The sequence below is a fragment of the Fulvivirga ulvae genome (assembly GCF_021389975.1).
In the GTDB taxonomy this organism is placed as follows: Bacteria; Bacteroidota; Bacteroidia; order Cytophagales; family Cyclobacteriaceae; genus Fulvivirga; species Fulvivirga ulvae.
Window position 1 is genome coordinate 6,292,008 of the sequence record NZ_CP089981.1, and the last position, 18,580, is coordinate 6,310,587.

General features: G+C 43.0%; 12 protein-coding genes. 10 read left to right on the forward strand and 2 right to left on the reverse strand.

What is annotated here, in order from left to right:
- Window positions 1-22: 22 nt before the first annotated feature.
- The 3 genes from LVD17_RS26420 to LVD17_RS26430 all read left to right on the forward strand — a co-directional run bounded on the left by LVD17_RS26420 (window position 23) and on the right by LVD17_RS26430 (window position 5,953).
- On the forward strand, window positions 23-3,049 hold the full coding sequence (locus LVD17_RS26420) for a TonB-dependent receptor (RefSeq protein ID WP_233763049.1): 3,027 nt from the start codon (window positions 23-25) through the stop codon (window positions 3,047-3,049).
- A gap of 122 nt (window positions 3,050-3,171) precedes the next feature.
- The gene (locus LVD17_RS26425; protein WP_233763051.1) at window positions 3,172-4,389 is read left to right on the forward strand and encodes a proline dehydrogenase family protein; all 1,218 of its coding nucleotides are present in this window, start codon (window positions 3,172-3,174) and stop codon (window positions 4,387-4,389) included.
- 49 nt (window positions 4,390-4,438) lie between these two features.
- On the forward strand, window positions 4,439-5,953 hold the full coding sequence (locus LVD17_RS26430; protein ID WP_233763053.1) for a sodium-dependent transporter: 1,515 nt from the start codon (window positions 4,439-4,441) through the stop codon (window positions 5,951-5,953).
- Here the strand turns inward: LVD17_RS26430 and LVD17_RS26435 are convergent.
- Complete coding sequence (locus tag LVD17_RS26435; protein WP_233763055.1) at window positions 5,940-6,140, reverse strand: hypothetical protein; 201 nt, start codon at window positions 6,138-6,140, stop codon at window positions 5,940-5,942. The two genes, LVD17_RS26430 and LVD17_RS26435, sit on opposite strands and share 14 nt — an antisense overlap.
- 167 nt (window positions 6,141-6,307) lie before the next feature.
- Between LVD17_RS26435 and LVD17_RS26440 the strand changes: the two genes are divergently transcribed.
- From LVD17_RS26440 to LVD17_RS26455, 4 genes are all read left to right on the forward strand, one after another.
- Window positions 6,308-8,350 (forward strand): pectinesterase family protein, encoded by a 2,043-nt coding sequence (locus LVD17_RS26440; protein WP_233763057.1) that lies wholly within the window; start codon window positions 6,308-6,310, stop codon window positions 8,348-8,350.
- Window positions 8,351-8,591: 241 nt separating this feature from the next.
- On the forward strand, window positions 8,592-9,674 hold the full coding sequence (locus LVD17_RS26445; protein ID WP_255702537.1) for a sensor histidine kinase: 1,083 nt from the start codon (window positions 8,592-8,594) through the stop codon (window positions 9,672-9,674).
- Entirely contained in the window at window positions 9,671-10,351 is a 681-nt protein-coding gene (locus LVD17_RS26450) for a response regulator (protein WP_233763061.1), read from the forward strand. The genes LVD17_RS26445 and LVD17_RS26450 overlap by 4 nt, the downstream gene beginning before the upstream one ends.
- A 113-nt stretch (window positions 10,352-10,464) precedes the next feature.
- Window positions 10,465-11,919, forward strand: coding sequence for a TrkH family potassium uptake protein (locus LVD17_RS26455; RefSeq protein WP_233763063.1), 1,455 nt, complete (start codon window positions 10,465-10,467; stop codon window positions 11,917-11,919).
- Window positions 11,920-12,053: 134 nt separating this feature from the next.
- On the opposite strand, the gene LVD17_RS26460 is transcribed toward LVD17_RS26455, so the two are convergent.
- Entirely contained in the window at window positions 12,054-13,136 is a 1,083-nt protein-coding gene (locus LVD17_RS26460; protein WP_233763065.1) for a serine hydrolase domain-containing protein, read from the reverse strand.
- A gap of 699 nt (window positions 13,137-13,835) precedes the next feature.
- Here LVD17_RS26460 and LVD17_RS26465 point away from each other — a divergent pair.
- From LVD17_RS26465 to LVD17_RS26475, 3 genes are read left to right on the forward strand one after another with little or no spacing between them, the layout of a single operon-like run.
- Window positions 13,836-15,842 (forward strand): chemotaxis protein CheA, encoded by a 2,007-nt coding sequence (locus LVD17_RS26465; protein ID WP_233763067.1) that lies wholly within the window; start codon window positions 13,836-13,838, stop codon window positions 15,840-15,842.
- Window positions 15,839-16,321, forward strand: coding sequence for a chemotaxis protein CheW (locus LVD17_RS26470; RefSeq protein WP_233763069.1), 483 nt, complete (start codon window positions 15,839-15,841; stop codon window positions 16,319-16,321). The genes LVD17_RS26465 and LVD17_RS26470 overlap by 4 nt, the downstream gene beginning before the upstream one ends.
- Window positions 16,322-16,348: 27 nt before the next feature.
- Entirely contained in the window at window positions 16,349-18,496 is a 2,148-nt protein-coding gene (locus tag LVD17_RS26475) for a HAMP domain-containing methyl-accepting chemotaxis protein (RefSeq protein WP_233763072.1), read from the forward strand.
- Window positions 18,497-18,580: the final 84 nt, after the last annotated feature.

Consider the following 18,580-nt stretch of genomic DNA (forward strand, 5'->3'; position numbering starts at 1 on the left):
TCCATTTAAACTATACAAAACTATGCATTTTACTACAGAAGTAAAAGGTCCCTGGCGGGTACCTGAGAGGGTTATCATTATAATGAAACTAACCGTATTCTTAATCTGCCTTTCTATGCTCAAGGTTTCGGCCGGAGTATATTCTCAGGGAAGTATCTCTGTTAAAAGAGAGCAGGTTACGCTTCGCCAATTATTAGAAGCCGTAGAATCCCAAAGCCAATACCGTTTTTTCTATAATGCCGGGCTGGAAGATGAGATCGGTATGATTGACATGAATATTGAAAATGTTACCATTACAGATTTTCTGAAGGAGCTGGTATCCAAAACCCATCTGGAGTACCATATCAAAGACAATATTATAGTGCTCAGAAAAGCTGTAACCGAAGCAAAGTTACCCATGAATGTAACAATAAGTGGTAAGGTGGTTGACGATACTTCCGGTGAACCACTTATTGGTGCAACGGTGCAGCTTAAAGGAACCACTTCCGGTACAGTGACCGACCCCAGTGGCAACTTTACTCTGGACCTCGAGCCTGGCAGCCATACATTGGTCATTAGTTATATTGGTTATGACTCTAAAGAACAGACCATCGAAGTGGTCCCCGGTCAAAACAACAAATTGACAATAAAACTTGAACAAAGCATTGAATCCTTGCTGGATGTGGTAGTTGTGGTAGGAAGCCGGACCATACCTCGTACCACACTGGATTCTCCTGTACCGATTGACAATGTTTCTACAGCTCAACTGGAATCTTCAGGTAAAGGCGTGCTGGACCAGCAGCTGATGTTCAGGGTTCCGTCTTACAACTCTACGCAGCAACCTATTTCTGATGCCGCAGCCCACTTTAGCCCTGCTGATCTTAGAGGCCTACTTCCGAGCCGAACGCTTGTGCTGGTAAATGGCAAAAGAAAAAACAGTTCGGCCCTTGTTTACAGCTATGTAACACCCGGCAGAGGTGAGGTAGGTGTAGACATGAAAGCCATTCCCACATCTGCCATAGAGCGGGTGGAGATACTTAGAGATGGTGCTGCTGCCCAATATGGTTCAGATGCAGTAGCCGGGGTGATCAACCTGGTATTAAAGAAGAAATCGGATCCTTTTATTAACCTTGGTTATAGCGTTACTTCAGAAGGCGACGGTGACCAGTTCCAGATGGAAACTGGTTTCGGGCTAAATATACATGAAAAGGGGTATGCAAATTTCACTTTCAACTATTTCGACCAGCAGCGAAGCCAGCGTGCGGGTACTATCACCAGCCTGGCAGACGAGGCCGGCTACTGGGGTGTAACTGATGATACCGACTTCTCGCTGAGCGATCTGGATGCGTTCCTGCAAAGAAACCCATCGGCCGGCTTCCAGGTAGGCTTACCGGATATGACAATTACCAGCTTTTCATTCAATTCGGGGTACACCCTTGACGAAGAAAGTGAAACAGAGCTTTATACGTTCGGTACTATCACCAACAGGTCAGGGGCAGCTCCTCAGTTTGCCAGGGTACCTTACTGGGTGCCAGGGTTCGAGGCCATATATCCCGGTCAGGACTTCTTTCTTGCAGAAATGGCGCCTGAAATCAAGGACAACACGTTCTGTCTGGGCTTAACTACCAACTACAATGACTGGAATTTTGACATCAGCTCTACATTAGGCAGAAACCGCATTGACTATTTCATTATCAATTCGTTTAACCAATCATTTGCGGGTGCCAGCCCTTCGGATTTCTACAATGGGGCACATGAATTCAGCCACGTGGTTAACAACGTAAATATTGCCAGGTCTTTTGAGCCCGCCGCTATTAAAGCACTTACCGTAGCCTTCGGTGCTGAGCACCGGACTGAAAACTTCGTAACTGAAGCCGGTGAATTTGCCTCATACGGCGACGGTCAGTCTCCAGATGCACAGGGAAACAGAACGGGATCTGAGTCCTTTCCCGGATTTACACCGGAAAACGAATCCAATAATTACAGGAACAATCTGGGTGTTTATTCGGAATTAACAGCCGATTTTACTGATTTCTTCCTGCTTGGCGGTGCTGTCCGTTACGAAGACTATAGTGACTTTGGAGAAAACGTTTCATGGAAAGTCAATACGAGATTAAAAGCCGGTAAAGCCAGCATCAGAGGCTCATTGAGCAATGGCTTCCGGGCTCCTGCACTGCACCAGATCTACTACACAGCAGTAACCACTACATTGACCCAAAACGGAGTGGTACAAAACGGCATCCTCGACAACCAAAATCCTGCTCTTCGTGCCCTTGGCATTCCGGAGCTGCAGCCTGAAACCTCTTTTAATATCGGCGCCGGAGTAACTTACAGGGTCAATGAAAATATAGGTATTACTGCCGATGTATATCAGATCACTATTGACGACCGTATTGTACTCTCCGGCCAGGTAACTGCTACCGGTGACCCTCAGTCACCTATTGATCAGGTACTTGATAATGTTGGTGTAGGTTCAGCTGGCTTCTTTCTAAATGCCGTCGACACAAAAACCCAGGGACTTGATGTAGTGATCAGTTTTGATAATATTTCTGTCGGATCAGGTACCATCCAGGGTAACTTGTCAGCTAACTTTAACAAAACTACTGTTGAGGATATCAATCTGCCTCAATTCATTGTAGATAACGGACTTGAGGACAACATATTCTCAAGAGAGGATGTATCCAGAATGGAAACCTGGAGACCAAGACAAAAAGTAATTGGAACGGCCACCTACCAGCTCAACAAATTTTCCGCAACCCTGTCAGGCTTGTATTATGGAGCTGTTACATACTTATCCAATAGTGAGGTAGATGACGCCACATACGATGGTAAATTCCTGACTGATATCAGTTTCTCTTACGGCATTACTGATAATATCAAACTAACACTGGGAGCCAACAACATATTTAATGTCTATCCCGAAACCTTTGCTGAAGCTTATTCAGACAGGGAGGGACATCCATCTGACAGAAACCTTGATTTTGTTGGCAGGTTCAAATACCCGTGGCAAACTACCCAGTTTGGTATAGATGGCACACGCGTATTTGCCAAAGCCGCCATTAAATTCTAAGAATCAAAGACTGATCCACCGGTAGGGTTGCCGGGTATATTGCAATCTTTTGCGATGCTCTCCGGCAGCCTCACTTTCAGGTCTTCATACCTATTAAAACCTATTTTGGATAAAATCACATCATGCAAAGACCATTTCAAAATACCGCTGTTGGATTTGACTACAAATCCGTTAGCCAGCTGAAGAAAGCCCGCTTCCTGTTTTTGGCACTAAAACACTTTCCCCGGACCTCCATAGCTCTGGCATGGCTTGGCTACTACGCCTTAAAGGGAAGATTACCCTTTACCCGGTCTCTGATCAGAAACATCTTTTTTGAACATTTCTGCGGAGGAGAAACCATTGAGGGCTGTGCTCCGGTGATCCGGAAGCTCTCTCTGTATAATGTAGCCACTGCGCTGGATTTTGGCGTAGAAGGTAAAAATACGGCACAGGAGCATCTAATGATGGTCAATGAGATCGTTGAAACCATTATACACGTCAGGGAAGAGCCTGAAGTTCCTGTAATCCCTATCAAACTGACCGCTATTGCCAGTTTTGAGCTTTTGGAAAAGTACAGCCATGATAAAACAACACTGTCATCAGAAGAGAAAGCGCAAATTCAACGCTTAAGGGAACGCCTCGACCTAATATGTACTACGGCAATGCGGGCAAACAAAACCATTTATCTTGATGCAGAAGAAAGCTGGATACAGCCTGCGCTTGATGATCTGGCTTTGGAAATGATGGTTAAGTTCAACAAACAACGGGCGGTGCTATTCAATACTTATCAGCTTTATTTGAAAAGCTCTTTTGACCGGCTCAAAACCCACCGTGAGCTCTGCATAGCACAGGGAAGCTTCTTTGCAGCCAAACTGGTGCGGGGCGCATATATGGAAAAAGAAAACCTAAGGGCACGAAAACTTGGTTATGAAACACCCGTGCAGCCGGCTAAAATCATGACTGACATGGCCTACAATGATGCCATGATGTACTGCCTCTTACATCATAAAGATACTTTTTTCTGCCTCGCAACACACAACACAGAAAGTTCATGGAAAATGGTCAATACCATTAAGGAAGATCGCACCCCCACGGATCACATCCATTTTTGCCAACTCTATGGCATGAGTGATCCTATTACATTTGCCCTGGCAAAGGAAGGGTTCTTCGCTATGAAATATGTGCCTTTCGGAAAAATAGAAGATACATACCCTTACATGATCCGCCGTGCTGAAGAGAATTCAGGACTTACCGGAAGTACCCATCAGGAGCTTCAGTGGGTAACCGAGGAGCTGAACAGGAGAAAATCCGGGATATCTTCATCTCCACATAAGGGTCACATTCAAACCAGCAGTAGCTAACCCGGACGCACTGCAGAAGTATTGTAAACTAATTTTCAAACTGTAAAAAATGATAAAGAAAACGGAAGAGTTCAGCAACCGCTGGGGCATAGTGATGGCCTCACTGGGCATGGCCATTGGTGCCGGTAATTTGTGGAGGTTTCCGCGACTTGCCGGTCAGTATGGCGGTGCATTTCTCCTCTTATGGATCTTATTTTTATTCATTTGGTCCATGCCACTGCTCATGGCAGAATTTTCAATTGGCAAAAAACATAAGCAGGGAGTTATAGGCTCTTATAGCCAGGTAGCAGGCAAGGGCTTTACGTGGGGCGGCTTTTTCATTACCGCAGTTACCTTAGGCATAGCTTTTTATTACTCAGTGGTTACAGGCTGGGCGTTGAGGTATTTAGGCCTGGCATTGAATAACCTTTACCAGTTTGCATCAGGAGGACCTACTATTGGAGACACGTTAAAAAGAGACCCGGAGTATCTTAACAATTTCTGGGATCAAATTGCCAATGGCGACCCCTGGACCATCGCGCTTTATATTTTAGCTGTGATCGTGGGCACATTCGTGCTTATCAAGGGTATCCAAAAAGGGCTTGAAAAGGCCAACAAAGTGCTCATTCCCATGCTTTTCGGTTTACTCATTATCATTACCGTTATGGCTCTGAACATGAAAAACGGCTTTAGAGGCCTCGAGTATATGTTCTATATAGATGTGAGCAAATTTTCAGACCCCACTATCTGGATCGAAGCCCTGTCACAATCGGCCTGGTCTACCGGCGCAGGCTGGGGGTTGATCATGACCATCTCATCTTACTCAAGAAAAAAAGAGGATGTGGTGCTCAACACTTTCATAGGAGGCTTTGGTAATAACACGGCCTCCCTCATGGCAGGTATGGCTATTTTACCGGCCGTTTTTGCCCTCTCTCCTACTGAGGGCGAAGCTATCGCCTATCTGCAAAGTGGTAATCAGGCCCTGACCTTTACCATCATTCCCAAGCTTTTCTCCTCTTTTACAGGAGGGCCAATACTCTCAGCGGTGTTCTTCCTGGCTTTTTTCCTGGCAGGTTTCAGTTCATTGCTACCGATGCTGGAGCTGTTTATCTGCAACCTAAAAGACCTGGGCCTGACCCGAAAATCAGCGGCCATCAGGGCAGCAGCGTTTTGTATCATTTTTGGCTTTCCCTCAGCGTGGTCACTTGATTTTTTCAATAACCAGGACTGGGTTTGGGGCATAGGGCTTATTGTTACCGGCCTGCTTGTTTTGCTTGCGGTGTTGCGCTATGGTGCCGCCAGATTCCTGGATGACTACATCAGCGAAGATTCTGACTTTAATGTACCCGTGAAGTATTTCACCTATTGCTTGTCATTCAACGCCGTGCTGGGTGTGATTTTAATTTATTGGTGGATGTCGCAAGGTTACTCGGCATATCCATGGTTTGATGCCCGTGGTAACTGGAATGTTTTTGATGTCTATAGCAACGCATCCATCATTACCCAATGGAGCATAATAGCCATCGCCGGTCTTCTTCTAAATAAATATTTATATAAAAAATTTGTAACTGCTAATGCCTTATGAGTATCTCAGCCATTATATCCATGTTCACCATAGTCAGTATCATCATAGGCGGGTTTGCCTTTTTCCTATGGTTGGCTATGAAAAAAGAGTATGCCGGTAAAGGCCAGACCCCAAAATATTGACCTGTTTTACCTGATAAAAAGAGTAAAACAGCGTAGGTCATTGCATGCGCCCGGTTTCTATTCATATTCAAAGTTGTTTAAGGTTTAATCATGATAAGGGCGCATGCATAGATTTGCATATAATTCTTTTATTTAATCGATTACTCTACTATATTCACCAACTTTTCAAACCCAAAAAGTTCTTAAAAGCATCCCCTGCTTAAATACTTTGTTCAACCTAACCCTTTTACCTATGATGATTTTAAAAAAATCAATGAAATTTGTTATTGCCTTCATCTGCATGGGGCTGTTTTTTTATTCGGGACATACCGTTGCCCAGGATGCAGACATTGTCGTAGCCAAAGACGGCTCCGGGGATTTTACCTCCATTCAGGCTGCCATTAATGCAGTACCTGCCAACAGCTCGGCCAGGACAGTTATTTTTATTAAGGCAGGTCTGTATAATACCGAAAAACTCCTCATTCCCAGCGACAGGAAAAATGTGACATTGCTGGGCGAAAGCCGAACGGAAACCATCATCAGCTATCATATCTACGACTGTAATCAGGGGGATGGCAAATGCCCGGTGAATGATGCTTCCCTATGGTCTGCCGAGATCATCAGGACCTCTGCTACGCTCACCATCAAAGGAGATGGTTTCAAGGCAGAGAACCTCACTGTCCAAAACACTGCAGGCCCGGTTGGGCAAGCCCAGGCACTTACCATTCAGTCAGACAAAGTGGTCTTTGTCAATTGTGACCTCAAAGGCTACCAGGATACCATCTATTTCTGGAATGTTGGCAAAAGGGCATATTTTAACGGATGCCTGATCGTTGGCAGAACGGACTACATATACGGCGGTGGCGTCGCCTTTTTTGAAGCTTGTGAAATCAGGAGCTGGGGAGGTGGCTGGATCACTGCTCCATCTACCGCCGAGAGCCAGAAGTATGGGTTTGTTTTCTACAAATGCAATGTAACCTATGCCGACAACAGCCCCAGAGACGGTGACGATGGTAACAAAATAGCCCTTGGAAGGCCATGGCATAATTACCCCAAAGTAACCTGGCTGTACTGTGACATGACATCCATGATCAATCCTGTCGGCTGGCCTACCATCTGGAACATGGACTATGCGGCTTCTTCTGATAAGCTGGAGCTATATGAGTACAAAAATACCGGCGGCGGTGCTGATATGAGCAGCAGAGCCAACTGGGCAGGGATAAGGGCACTTACGGATGCCGAAGCCCCATTATATGAAAGGGCTGTCGTTTTAGCTGGAAGTGACAACTGGAACCCTGCACCGGCAGCTACAATTAGAAAACACGGGGCAGGTTCATCCATACAGACCGTGGATCTGGGGAGTGCCATTGAAGGCTTTTATTATTCCTGGACCAATGCGACTTCTGTAACAGTATCCGGCCTTCCATCGGGCATCAATACATCGATCAATAATACAGCTCAGACAGTAACCTTCAGTGGTGCACCTACACAGGCAGGAGTATTTAGTTACACTGTGTCTACCATAGGAGGCCTCACCACTGCATCTCTCAGCGGACAGATCACTGTCAATAATACTGGTGTAACTTATTACCAACTAAAAAACAGGTCTACCGGCTTGCTTCTGGACGGGATGGGCAGAACAGGAAATGGTGATGCCTGCGGGCAATATGCCAACACAACCCATGTTAACGCTCATTGGGAGCTTGTGGATGTCGGCAGCGGTTATTACCAGTTTGTAAACCGTGGTACAGGAATGATCCTGGATGGTATGGGTTCAACCACTAACGGAGCTGTTTGCAGCCAGTGGGCCAATACTACCCACAGAAATTCGCATTGGTCACTACAGCAATATGACGGTGATTATTACAGGGTTCAAAACCGGTCTACCGGGATGTTTTTAGATGGATATGGACAAAGTGCGAATGGAGCTGATTGCAGACTATATGCCAACACCGGTCACATCAATGCCCAGTGGGTTTTGGTACCTGTTAATAGCACTTCAAACGCCAGGATGGACAACGCTAACCGCTTGGCCTCTCCTGAAAAGATGAATAAAACCAGTCTTCTTGTCTATCCTAACCCATTTGATGATAAGTTAGCTATCAAAACAGGTGAGGTTGGAAAACCGCTACGCATTGAGGTTTATGATATGCAGGGCAAACTTGTTAAATCCATTGACAATCCTGAAATATCCGGTCAATTTGCAAGTATTGATATTACAGAATATGGCAAACAATTTCTTTTAAAGGTAGTAACAGACATCGGCAGCTTCACTCGGACAATAGTTAAAAAGTAACTGCAAGGCCTGGTACCATTGCCAGTTCAGCATTAAGAAGGTGTCTCTTTTAAGGAGCACCTTTTTTTCCTTCATCTCCCCTACTGGCCGCCTTTGCAATTTGGGAGTCTTTCAGTGCCATAAAGTTTACAAGTCCATTATTCTTGTTGTAGATTTTGGACCTGACTGGTACTATCAGGCCATAAACCTTTAAAATAAGGAATGTGATCCGGGATTGTGTAGATTTGTATCAAAAATCCTCGTGTACCTGAGAGCTAAGAAATATAAGTTAAGCACGCAATATCTAATAAGCCTGATACTGATTGTATTTGTGACTGTAACTTGTTATATGTTAACAAAATTAATTGGCTATCGGGAAGTGGCCTTAATACTTCTTTTAGTTGTTTCTATTCAGGCCATGTTGTTTGACATCCTACCTGTATTGACTGCTGCAATTTTAAGTGCCTTGATATGGAATTTTTTTTTCATACCTCCTACAAAAACTTTCCATGTCGGAACCTCCGAAGATGTTCTCCTTTTTCTGATGTATTTCATCATTGCTCTGATCAATATCGTATTTACTTCCAAAATCAGGAACTATGAAAGAAAGGAGCGTAAAAAAGAGGAGCGTGAGCATTCAATTAAATTGTACAATACGCTTCTCAATTCTCTCTCACACGAATTACGTACTCCTATATCCACTATAGTTGGAGCCGTTGACACTATTAAAGAAAATAACAATAAGCTCACTGAGAAGGACAAGCATGAACTTATTAACGAAATAGAAATAGCGGGTTTGAGGCTAAACAGAGAAGTAAATAACCTACTGAGTATGAGTCGGCTTGAAGCTGGTGTGCTGCAACCGAAACTTGATTGGTGTGATGTAAATGAATTGATGTATACTGTAATCCGAAACAACAGTGAGCACGCCACAGAGCACAAAATAGATTTTAAACTTAATGAAAATCTTCCGCTATTTAAACTAGATAGCGGCTTAATAGCACAGGTGTTGAACAATGTACTCCATAATGCCCTGCGGTACACACCGAAAGGTTCTCTGATTGAGATCAATATACTAGAGAAACAAAACCATTGTGTTTTCATAATTTCAGATAACGGCGAAGGCATACAGAATGAAGATATTCAGTTTATATTCAATAAATTTTATCGCGGCTCTAAATTTTCTATCGGAGGTTCCGGTTTGGGCCTTTCAATTGCAAAAGGCTTTACCGAGGCCCATAACGGAAATATAACCATTAAGAATAATGAAACCGGGGGTGCTGGGTTTATCATTGAAATCCCCGCAGAAAGTATGTCTGTAACTGATAATCAACTAAATAAATGAATAAGCCGGAAATCCTGATTATAGATGATGAACCTCAAATACGCAGGCTATTGCAAATCTCTTTGGAGAGCAATCAGTATAAAGTATTTCAAGCTGCAACGGGAAAAGAAGGGATAATTACTGCGGCTAATCACCCTCCTCAGTTAATACTTTTAGACATCGGTTTGCCAGACCAGAGTGGCCATGAGGTATTACAGCAGTTGAGAGAGTGGTATAACAAGCCAATAATTGTATTATCTGTCAGTGATGGTGAGGCCGACATTATTTCAGCATTGGATTCAGGAGCTACTGATTACATAACCAAACCCTTCCGGTCAGGGGAATTGTTGGCCCGTATCCGCTCCGCTATACGAAGAGATCAAAATACCAACCCTAATGAAAGCGTAATTAACTCGGGCAACCTAAGTATCGACCTGGTTTACCGTATCGTAAAGCGAGGTGAGGAAATTATTAGGCTTACCTCCACCGAATATAACCTGCTGGCACTCTTTGCAAAGAATGAGGGAAAAGTACTAACACATCAATACATCCTAAAACAGGTATGGGGAGTCGGATACCAAACAGAAACGCAGTATCTCAGAGTATTCGTTGCCCAGTTGAGAAAAAAGATAGAAGAAAACCCTCACAACCCTGAACATATAGTTACTGAAAGTGGTGTAGGTTACCGCTTCAACTAAATCTTTATAAAATCTTTATATCTGTCTCATTTTCTTTATGTCTTCCTTATACCTTATCAGCGTACTTTGCAAATGTTGCATCAGTGAAGCAGGAATAGTATAGACGTAGACTTATGAGGCTTAACTATAAAGCTGTTTTTAATCTTTTAGGACTCTTATTGATTTTTAATGGCGCATTCATGTGGCTCTGCCTGCCATTTTCTTTATACTATAAAGAAGATATATTTCCAATCCTTATTTCAGGCATCATAACAGCGGGCGTTGGTTCAATGGCCTGGTTAAGTACGAGAAACAGTAAAAACAAGGAATTAAAAAAGCGCGACGGTTTTCTGGTTGTTTCACTCGGGTGGATTTTGATGTCTATATTTGGTACCATACCATTTTTGCTTTCCGGCCATGTAACCAGTTTCACAGATGCTTTTTTCGAAACTGCATCTGGCTACACAACTACCGGAGCTTCCATTTTAAATAATATTGAGGCCTTACCCTACGGCTTATTGTTCTGGCGAAGTACTACCCAATGGGTCGGGGGAATGGGAATTATTGTACTCGCAGTAGCCATATTACCAACACTAGGGATCGGTGGTATGCAATTATTTACTGCCGAAGCTTCTGGCATAACCCACGATAAACTTAAACCCAAAATTAAAGATACCGCCAGGCGGCTTTGGACTATATATCTGGGGCTCACACTACTCGAAACCATTTTTCTAATGTTTGGAGGCATGTCCTTTTATGATGCACTGAGCCATTCATTTACTACGATGGCAAGTGGGGGTTTTTCTCCGAAAAATGCAAGCGTGGCTTACTACAATTCCGCATTTATACAATATACGATCATCTTTTTTATGATCCTTGCTGGCACAAATTTTTCCTTGCTATATTTCTTTTTTAAAGGCAAAATAAGAAGGTTGATTGATAATGAGGAATTCAGGGTTTATTGTATTACCATCATCACTGTGACCATTATTTCAACAGTTATTGTGTTCTCCGAAAGCTGGCAGGGTTTCGAAAAAGCATTCAGGGATGCATTGTTTCAGGTGGTGTCAGTATTATCATCAACGGGATTTGTTACGGCTGACTATACAAAGTGGACATCACTGGTATCATTTATCTTCTTGCTGTTGATGCTTTCGGGAGCATCTGCCGGATCAACTTCCGGAGGTATAAAAGTAATACGTTTTACACTACTGCTCAAAAACAGCTTTTTAGCAGTTAAGCGTCAGCTGCACCCATCAGCGGTGATCCCTGTACGGATCAATGGAAATGCGGTAGAGGAAGAGACTATGTTTAACGTTATGGCCTTTGTCATTCTATATCTTACCATATTTGTATTTGGAGTTTTTATTTTAACTTTTACCGGTAATGATATTATCACATCATTAGGCGCTGTCGCAACCTGTCAGGGCAATATAGGCCCAGGCTTGGGTACGGTGGGACCTGTCAACAACTTCGCCCACCTCAATGATGTCAGTAAATGGACATTATCTATTATAATGATACTGGGTCGTCTGGAGCTATTTACTATACTGGTTTTGCTTACGCCCAATTACTGGCGAGGCTTATGAGCCAAGGCCTGTACGGCTTCCTGAAAATGCTAAATTCAAGAAATTAACTGGTTTGAGGGTTGGAAGCGCCTTGCATATTCAGATGGTAGTCATCTTTTAATTTACCCCCAGACAAGGTACCCGTCACTCCTTCGTTAGTTATCCCTCGCTGTGAAAACAGGCAAAAGAACATCTTTCACAATAGCAAAAGGCAGTTTATCATCAGGAGAATTGTAGGCACCTCCTGTAAATACTGCCACCAGGTTAAGTTCCGGGAAGATGAAGATATATTGCCCTCCATTGCCCGTGGCCAACTTAGCCACAGTTATATTCCCGTTTATCTGAAACGGGACATTCCACCATAAAAAACCATAGTCGATCCCGGTGATTTTTGTTTTTGCTGTTGTAGACTCTTCCACCCAGGCTTTGGCCACAATTTGTTTCCCGTTCCACTCCCCGTTCCTGAGTATCAATTGTCCTATTTTAGCCATATCTCTGGGGGTCATATATAACCTTTTGGCCGCGGGAATAACATCTTTATCTGACGTATGCCCCCAGCTTACATTTTTAACCTGTAACGGATCGAACAAATATTCCCGGGCAAACTGATCGATCGTCATTCCTGATGCACGAGAAATAACTTCTGCTGCCAGAACCTGGGCCATCGTACAATAGTCTGAAACAGCTCCCGGGTCATTGATCATAGGCAGGTCCATAAAATACTGCAGCCAATCCTTCTTTCTGTAAACCTTATCCTCCCGGCCTTTCGAACCCATATCCCAATCATTACAATCCAGCCCGGTGGACATTGTAAGCAGGTGACGAATAGTAATTTCGTCCTTTCTCTGATCAGGATTCTTTACATTAGTGTAACTCACATACCGGGAAACAGGATCATCAATATCGCTGACAAATCCCTTGCTGATCGCTATACCCATCAAAACAGAGGTAATACTTTTAGTTGCCGAGCGCAGATCATGCTGAATATTGACGGAATTATCTCCGAAATACTCTTCAATAACAATTTCTCCATCCTTTACTACCAGCATGCTGTGAATTCTATGACCTCCTTCTAAAAGCTGGTTAAACAATCTATAAAGTTTTATGGAATCGGGATTTTGTAACTTCAGGCTTCCTGTATTCCATCCATCGCTGAGTTCCCGGGGTTGGCTGTACTTGTATTTGCCCTGACTATAAACATTGGCACTGCTAATACATGCAAGGATTATTACCGCCATTGTATGGTTCATAGAGTACAGCTACGCGCCTTTCAAGTATTATGTTTCAGTTTACAGGATGATTGTGCCGTTTGTCTTTACCCCACGTTGCAAAATCAGGAAATTCTTGAGCTCCCAAAAGGCAGCCTCAGCAGAAGGGGAATAAGCCCTCTTACAATTTTTCCCCGCTATACCTATTCCCCCAACTTCGACCCGGCCTTTATATATGGTTATACAAGGCATGATATCGGCATGATCATTTTTTACCTCAATCACAAAATCAGGCCTTACCTGTAAATTCGATAACAAAAGTCACCTGGCTGTATGATTAATGTCGCTATCCCTAATGCTTTTCCTGCTTTTGCCGGTACTTTTAATTCCAGCGAGTGACTTAGAGTTTTATTTCCAACATATATAATCCAACCAAATCCGGGGAAAGCACATCATCAAAATAATATTCAAAAATTTGATAATCAGCAACTTAACTACATTGTCCACCTTTTTGTCCCTCAAAATATCCACCTTTTTGTCTGTGGTTACCTCATTCGCAACTCGTACCGAACAGATACCTTCGCACTGATATCAAGCCCCTTATTAAAATGAATTTAGAGTCTGATTATCAGATAGTAATACTGCCGGATATGGTGAAAAGCACACCGTGTTTTCCGGCTTGGTGCACGGATATCGGCAGGGTTCGATCAGGTAATATTTTCAATATCAATGGACGATAATCAGAAGCAATTCATAGAAGACATGCTTGACCTTCTCAACCAACTTGATGAAGGCCTGATGCAATTGGAAGCTAACCCCCATGCCTCAGCACCACTGGAGCAGGTCTTCCGTGTTATGCATACCGTTAAAGGTGCCGCCAACATGTTTGGCTTTGAGCATATCGGAGCATTGGCACATCATCTCGAAACGCTCTTTGACCACATCAGGGAAGGACATATGCAAGTATCAGACGACCTGATCAGCATCACACTGCACGCTTTTGATAAGGTGCGGGATCTACTCCAAAAAAGGAGCCTGGATAGGATAATGGATCCTCGTGAGCTTCAGGCCCATATGGACAAGGTAGAACTTTTCCTGAAGCATAATCAGGTTACTGACCATAACACAGACCTGGTAAGTGTACTATCAACCCAAAGCGCCTTTACCACCTATCTCATAGAAATTTCTCCGGATATTGAGATTACCAGTGATGGAAACCACCCCATACTATACATTATCAAGGATATTGAAGCACTGGGTACATCTAAAACAGCCATTCAGTTCAGAGAAGGTAAAACCATAAATCACTGGAACCTTGTGCTCGCAACAGTTTCTTCGAAGGAGGAAATTGAAAGCTACTTCCTTTTTGTAGAGCAGGAATGTAAGGTGGTCATTACTCTTTTGGCACACGGTAATTTGCTGGAAATACCTGTTTCATCAGCCACGATAGAGGAGTTTCTGGATGGAAAGATTACAAAAATACAGTTGAATGCCTTATGTGAAGGGATAAGAAACGAGGCCGAGAAGCCTGAAATATATGAAAACAAAGATGAGCCCCTGCATTCCAGGTATCAGCAGGCCATTATTAAAGTAAAAAAACACAAGATAGATGATCTGCTCAATAAGATCAGTGAGCTGGCGATTTTAAAATCACAATTACTCAATGTTGCCAACCAGACTCACAACACAGCACTGCATGAAGTAGCCGAACGTGTTGAAACTGTAGTCGGTCAGTTATTAGGCGTTTCACTTGACATTAGCCTCATACAAATTGAAACGCTGGTTACCCAGTTCAAACGGCTGGTACGCGACCTTTCCAGGTCACTGGGCAAAAAGGTCAATTTTATTTCAAAGGGGGTGGATACCGAAATGGACAAGGATATTATCGAAACCATGACGCAACCACTTCTTCATATTATCCGCAACGCAGTAGACCATGGCATAGAGTATCCTGAAGAACGCAAATTGAAGGGTAAATCCGAACATGGCACTATAAAACTTCATGCCTTTCGGTCCAGCGCCTTTATCAACCTCGTTATTAGTGACGATGGCAAAGGGATTGATAAAGGCAAAATTATTAACAAAGCCATTGAACATAACTTAGTAAGTCCCGATGCACCATTAAGTGAGGAAGAAGTTTTGAACCTGGTTTTTCATCCGGGACTTACTACAGCTGACATGGTTTCGGATATTTCCGGAAGAGGTGTAGGCATGGATGTAGTGAAACAAAAGATAACCGAATTAAGAGGCAGCATTAAAGTATCCAGTTCGGAGGGTTCAGGCACACAGTTCCATATAAAATTACCACTTTCAAGATCAATCATTGACGGCCTCCTCGTAAAAGTCGCTGACACAAAGTATATCATACCTATCGGTGTCATTGAACGGATAGACCGTATTCCGTTCTCACTGCTAAGCCGGAAAGACCGCATACAAACGGACGTTATGATCAATGAAAAACCGTTGTCTGTACTCTCCTTGCGCGAGCAATATCATGCTGCAAAAGATACTCCTAAAACATCTGATATTATATCCGTCAATGTAAACGGCCAGATCAAAGGAGTGGCGGTCGATATAATTGAAGGAATGATGCAGGTGATCCTAAAACCGATGGGTGATATGTATAATGATCAGGATTTCATTTCGGGAAGCGCAATACTCGGCGACGGTGCAGTGGCGCTGGTTCTGGACCCCGAAAGACTTTTTACCAGACACATGAAACAAGACAGCATATGAATACAGAAAAAAGATTTGAGGCATATCTCACATTTCTCCTTGGGGATGAAAAATTTGCCATACATGTAAATCATGTCCATGAAATTGTTGAGTTTGACAGCTATACCAAAGTACCTGACGCTCCCGACTATATGTTGGGGATTTTTAACCTGAGAGGCACCATTCTGCCATTGCTGGATACCAGGGTGAAACTTGGACTTCCTAAAAAAGAAACCAACCATAAAACCAGGGTACTCATCCTGAATATTCAGGAGTCTGATGACTCATCAACCTCCATTGGTGCCGTTGTGGACGTTGCCAGAGATGTAGTAGAAATTCAGGAACAAAGTATCCAAAAACCTGATGATATAGAGGGCTTCAAAAACTCAACCCCTGTCTCCGGAATCGTAAATAACAATGGCGACATAACCATAATCATGGATATCCACCGAGTATTCTCAATCAATGAGCTGAACCAGATCAGTGAGACCAGACACTAATTGAAATTTAATGAATAATTAATCATAATGAACAAACTTACTATCCGCAACAAACTGATTCTAACATTAGCCATACTCGTTTTATTCGTAGGCTTGATTTTTACCATCTCCTATACCAGGATAAGTGCCATAAATGAGAGCTTCAATGAGGTTTTGAATGGTACGGTAGAGCAGCAAAGAAATATTGCACAATTACGATATGAAATTATAGCTATGATCAGGAATCAAAAAAAACTGGCTATAACTACCCAGGATCAGGAAATGAACGACCTGAAACGACAAATTGACAACAATGCCCTGTCAATAGACGAACGTATTGAAATATTGATATCCATAAGTTCAGGTGAACTGTTAAACCTGGCACAGGAGATTGATGACAAGGTTGATGAGCTTATCAAAATCAATATGGACGTGGTACAACTATCCATGGCCAATAGTGAGAATGTAGCCCAGGAGCGGTTATTTAATGAAGGCTATAACGAATACATAAAAGCCCAATCCACACTAAATGAGCTTGAAAAGTACTTACTTACTAATGGTACCAAAGAGCAACTTAGTACCACTGCCAACCTAAATGAGCAACTTTATCAGCTTCGTGATATGGAAATGGAGCTAATCCTCTATTTCTCTGAAAGCGCTCGCGAATCAGTATTAAAAAAGGCAGCCGAAGTGGAGAAGAACCTTGAGTACTACCTGACTCAACTTAGCAGTGAACTATCTGGTCAGGGAAAAACATTGCTTGAAAAATTTGAAAGACAATATGGCCCTTTCTATGAAATACATAAAGATATAATGAACCTGGCTTTCCGGGCTACCAATGAAAAAGCTCTGAAAATATCTAACGGGCAGGCCGATTTAATTGCTGATGAAATTAACAATATTATCAAGCAGTATTATGATCAGGTAAAACTTCTGCTGGAAAATGACCGTGTTGCCAACAATGACATGTACAATAGCACCATAAGAAGCATGGTTGGTATAATTGCGATAACTATTATCCTAAGTATACTCATGTCTATGTGGTTACTTCGGGGCATCACCAGCTCTCTAAGCGTTGCTACTGATGCAGTAAAGAAAATTGCCGCCGGAAATTTCTCAACAGATGTAAAGATTGTTTCTGAAGACGAGATAGGCAGCATGCTTAAAGAACTCCAGTTAATGATTATCAAACTGAGAGCTTCGGTAAATCTTGCCAAGCAAGTTGCTCTCGGTGACCTGATTATTAATTTTAATACTATGGAAAATCATGGGGGCGAGCTCGACGAAGCTTTAGAGCAGATGGTTAACAATCTTCGCAACATTGTACTCACCATCACCAATGGTGCAGATAATGTACTGGCTGCCAGCCAGCAGGTAGCCTCTGTTTCGCAGCAGCTATCCCAGGGATCTCAGGAGCAGGCAAGCTCAGCGGAAGAAGTGTCATCATCCATGGAGCAAATGTCAGCTAACATACAGCAAAATACTGAAAGCTCCCGAGAGACAGAAAAGATTGCCAATAAGGCTTCACAGGATATTGAAGCCACTAGTTTGTCGGTATCCGAAACGGCTAAGGCAATAAACAACATAGCAGAAAAGATCGTAATTATTGAAGAAATTGCTTCAAAAACTGATCTATTGGCCCTGAATGCTGCAGTAGAAGCCGCCCGGGCCGGTGAGCATGGAAAAGGGTTTGCTGTAGTAGCTGCAGAGGTTCGTAAACTGGCAGAAAGAAGCCAGCAGGCTGCGGCTGAGATCAATGAAATATCATCTCGTACGGTAAAACTGGCGGAAGATTCAAAAGAAATGTTGATTAAAACCCTGCCTGACATCAACAGAACAGCAGAACTGGTGCAGGAGGTAGCTGCAGCGAGCGTTGAGCAAAACTCAGGAGCGAATCAGGTTAATCGAGCTATTCAGCAGCTTTCCCAGATTACGCAGAACAATGCCTCCTCTTCGGAAGAAATGTCATCTAACGCCGAAGAGCTTAGCACACAGGCCGAAGAGCTTAAAATTGCCATCAGTTATTTTAAAGTGGCTAACAGCCAGTCAGGTGTTACTACATCAAACAAAAAAGGAAATACACTTGTAAAGGACAATAAAAAGCATGGTTTAAAACAAGAATCAAAAGCTAAAGAAAATGGAGCTGAAATCAAACTTGAGGAAGGACCTGCAGATGATGACTTTACGGAATTTTAAGATTAGAGCTAAAAAGGTGCGCATGGTCAATCCCAAATCATGGTATTAACTCATGCAAGCACAAATATTTTACAATTGAAAAAC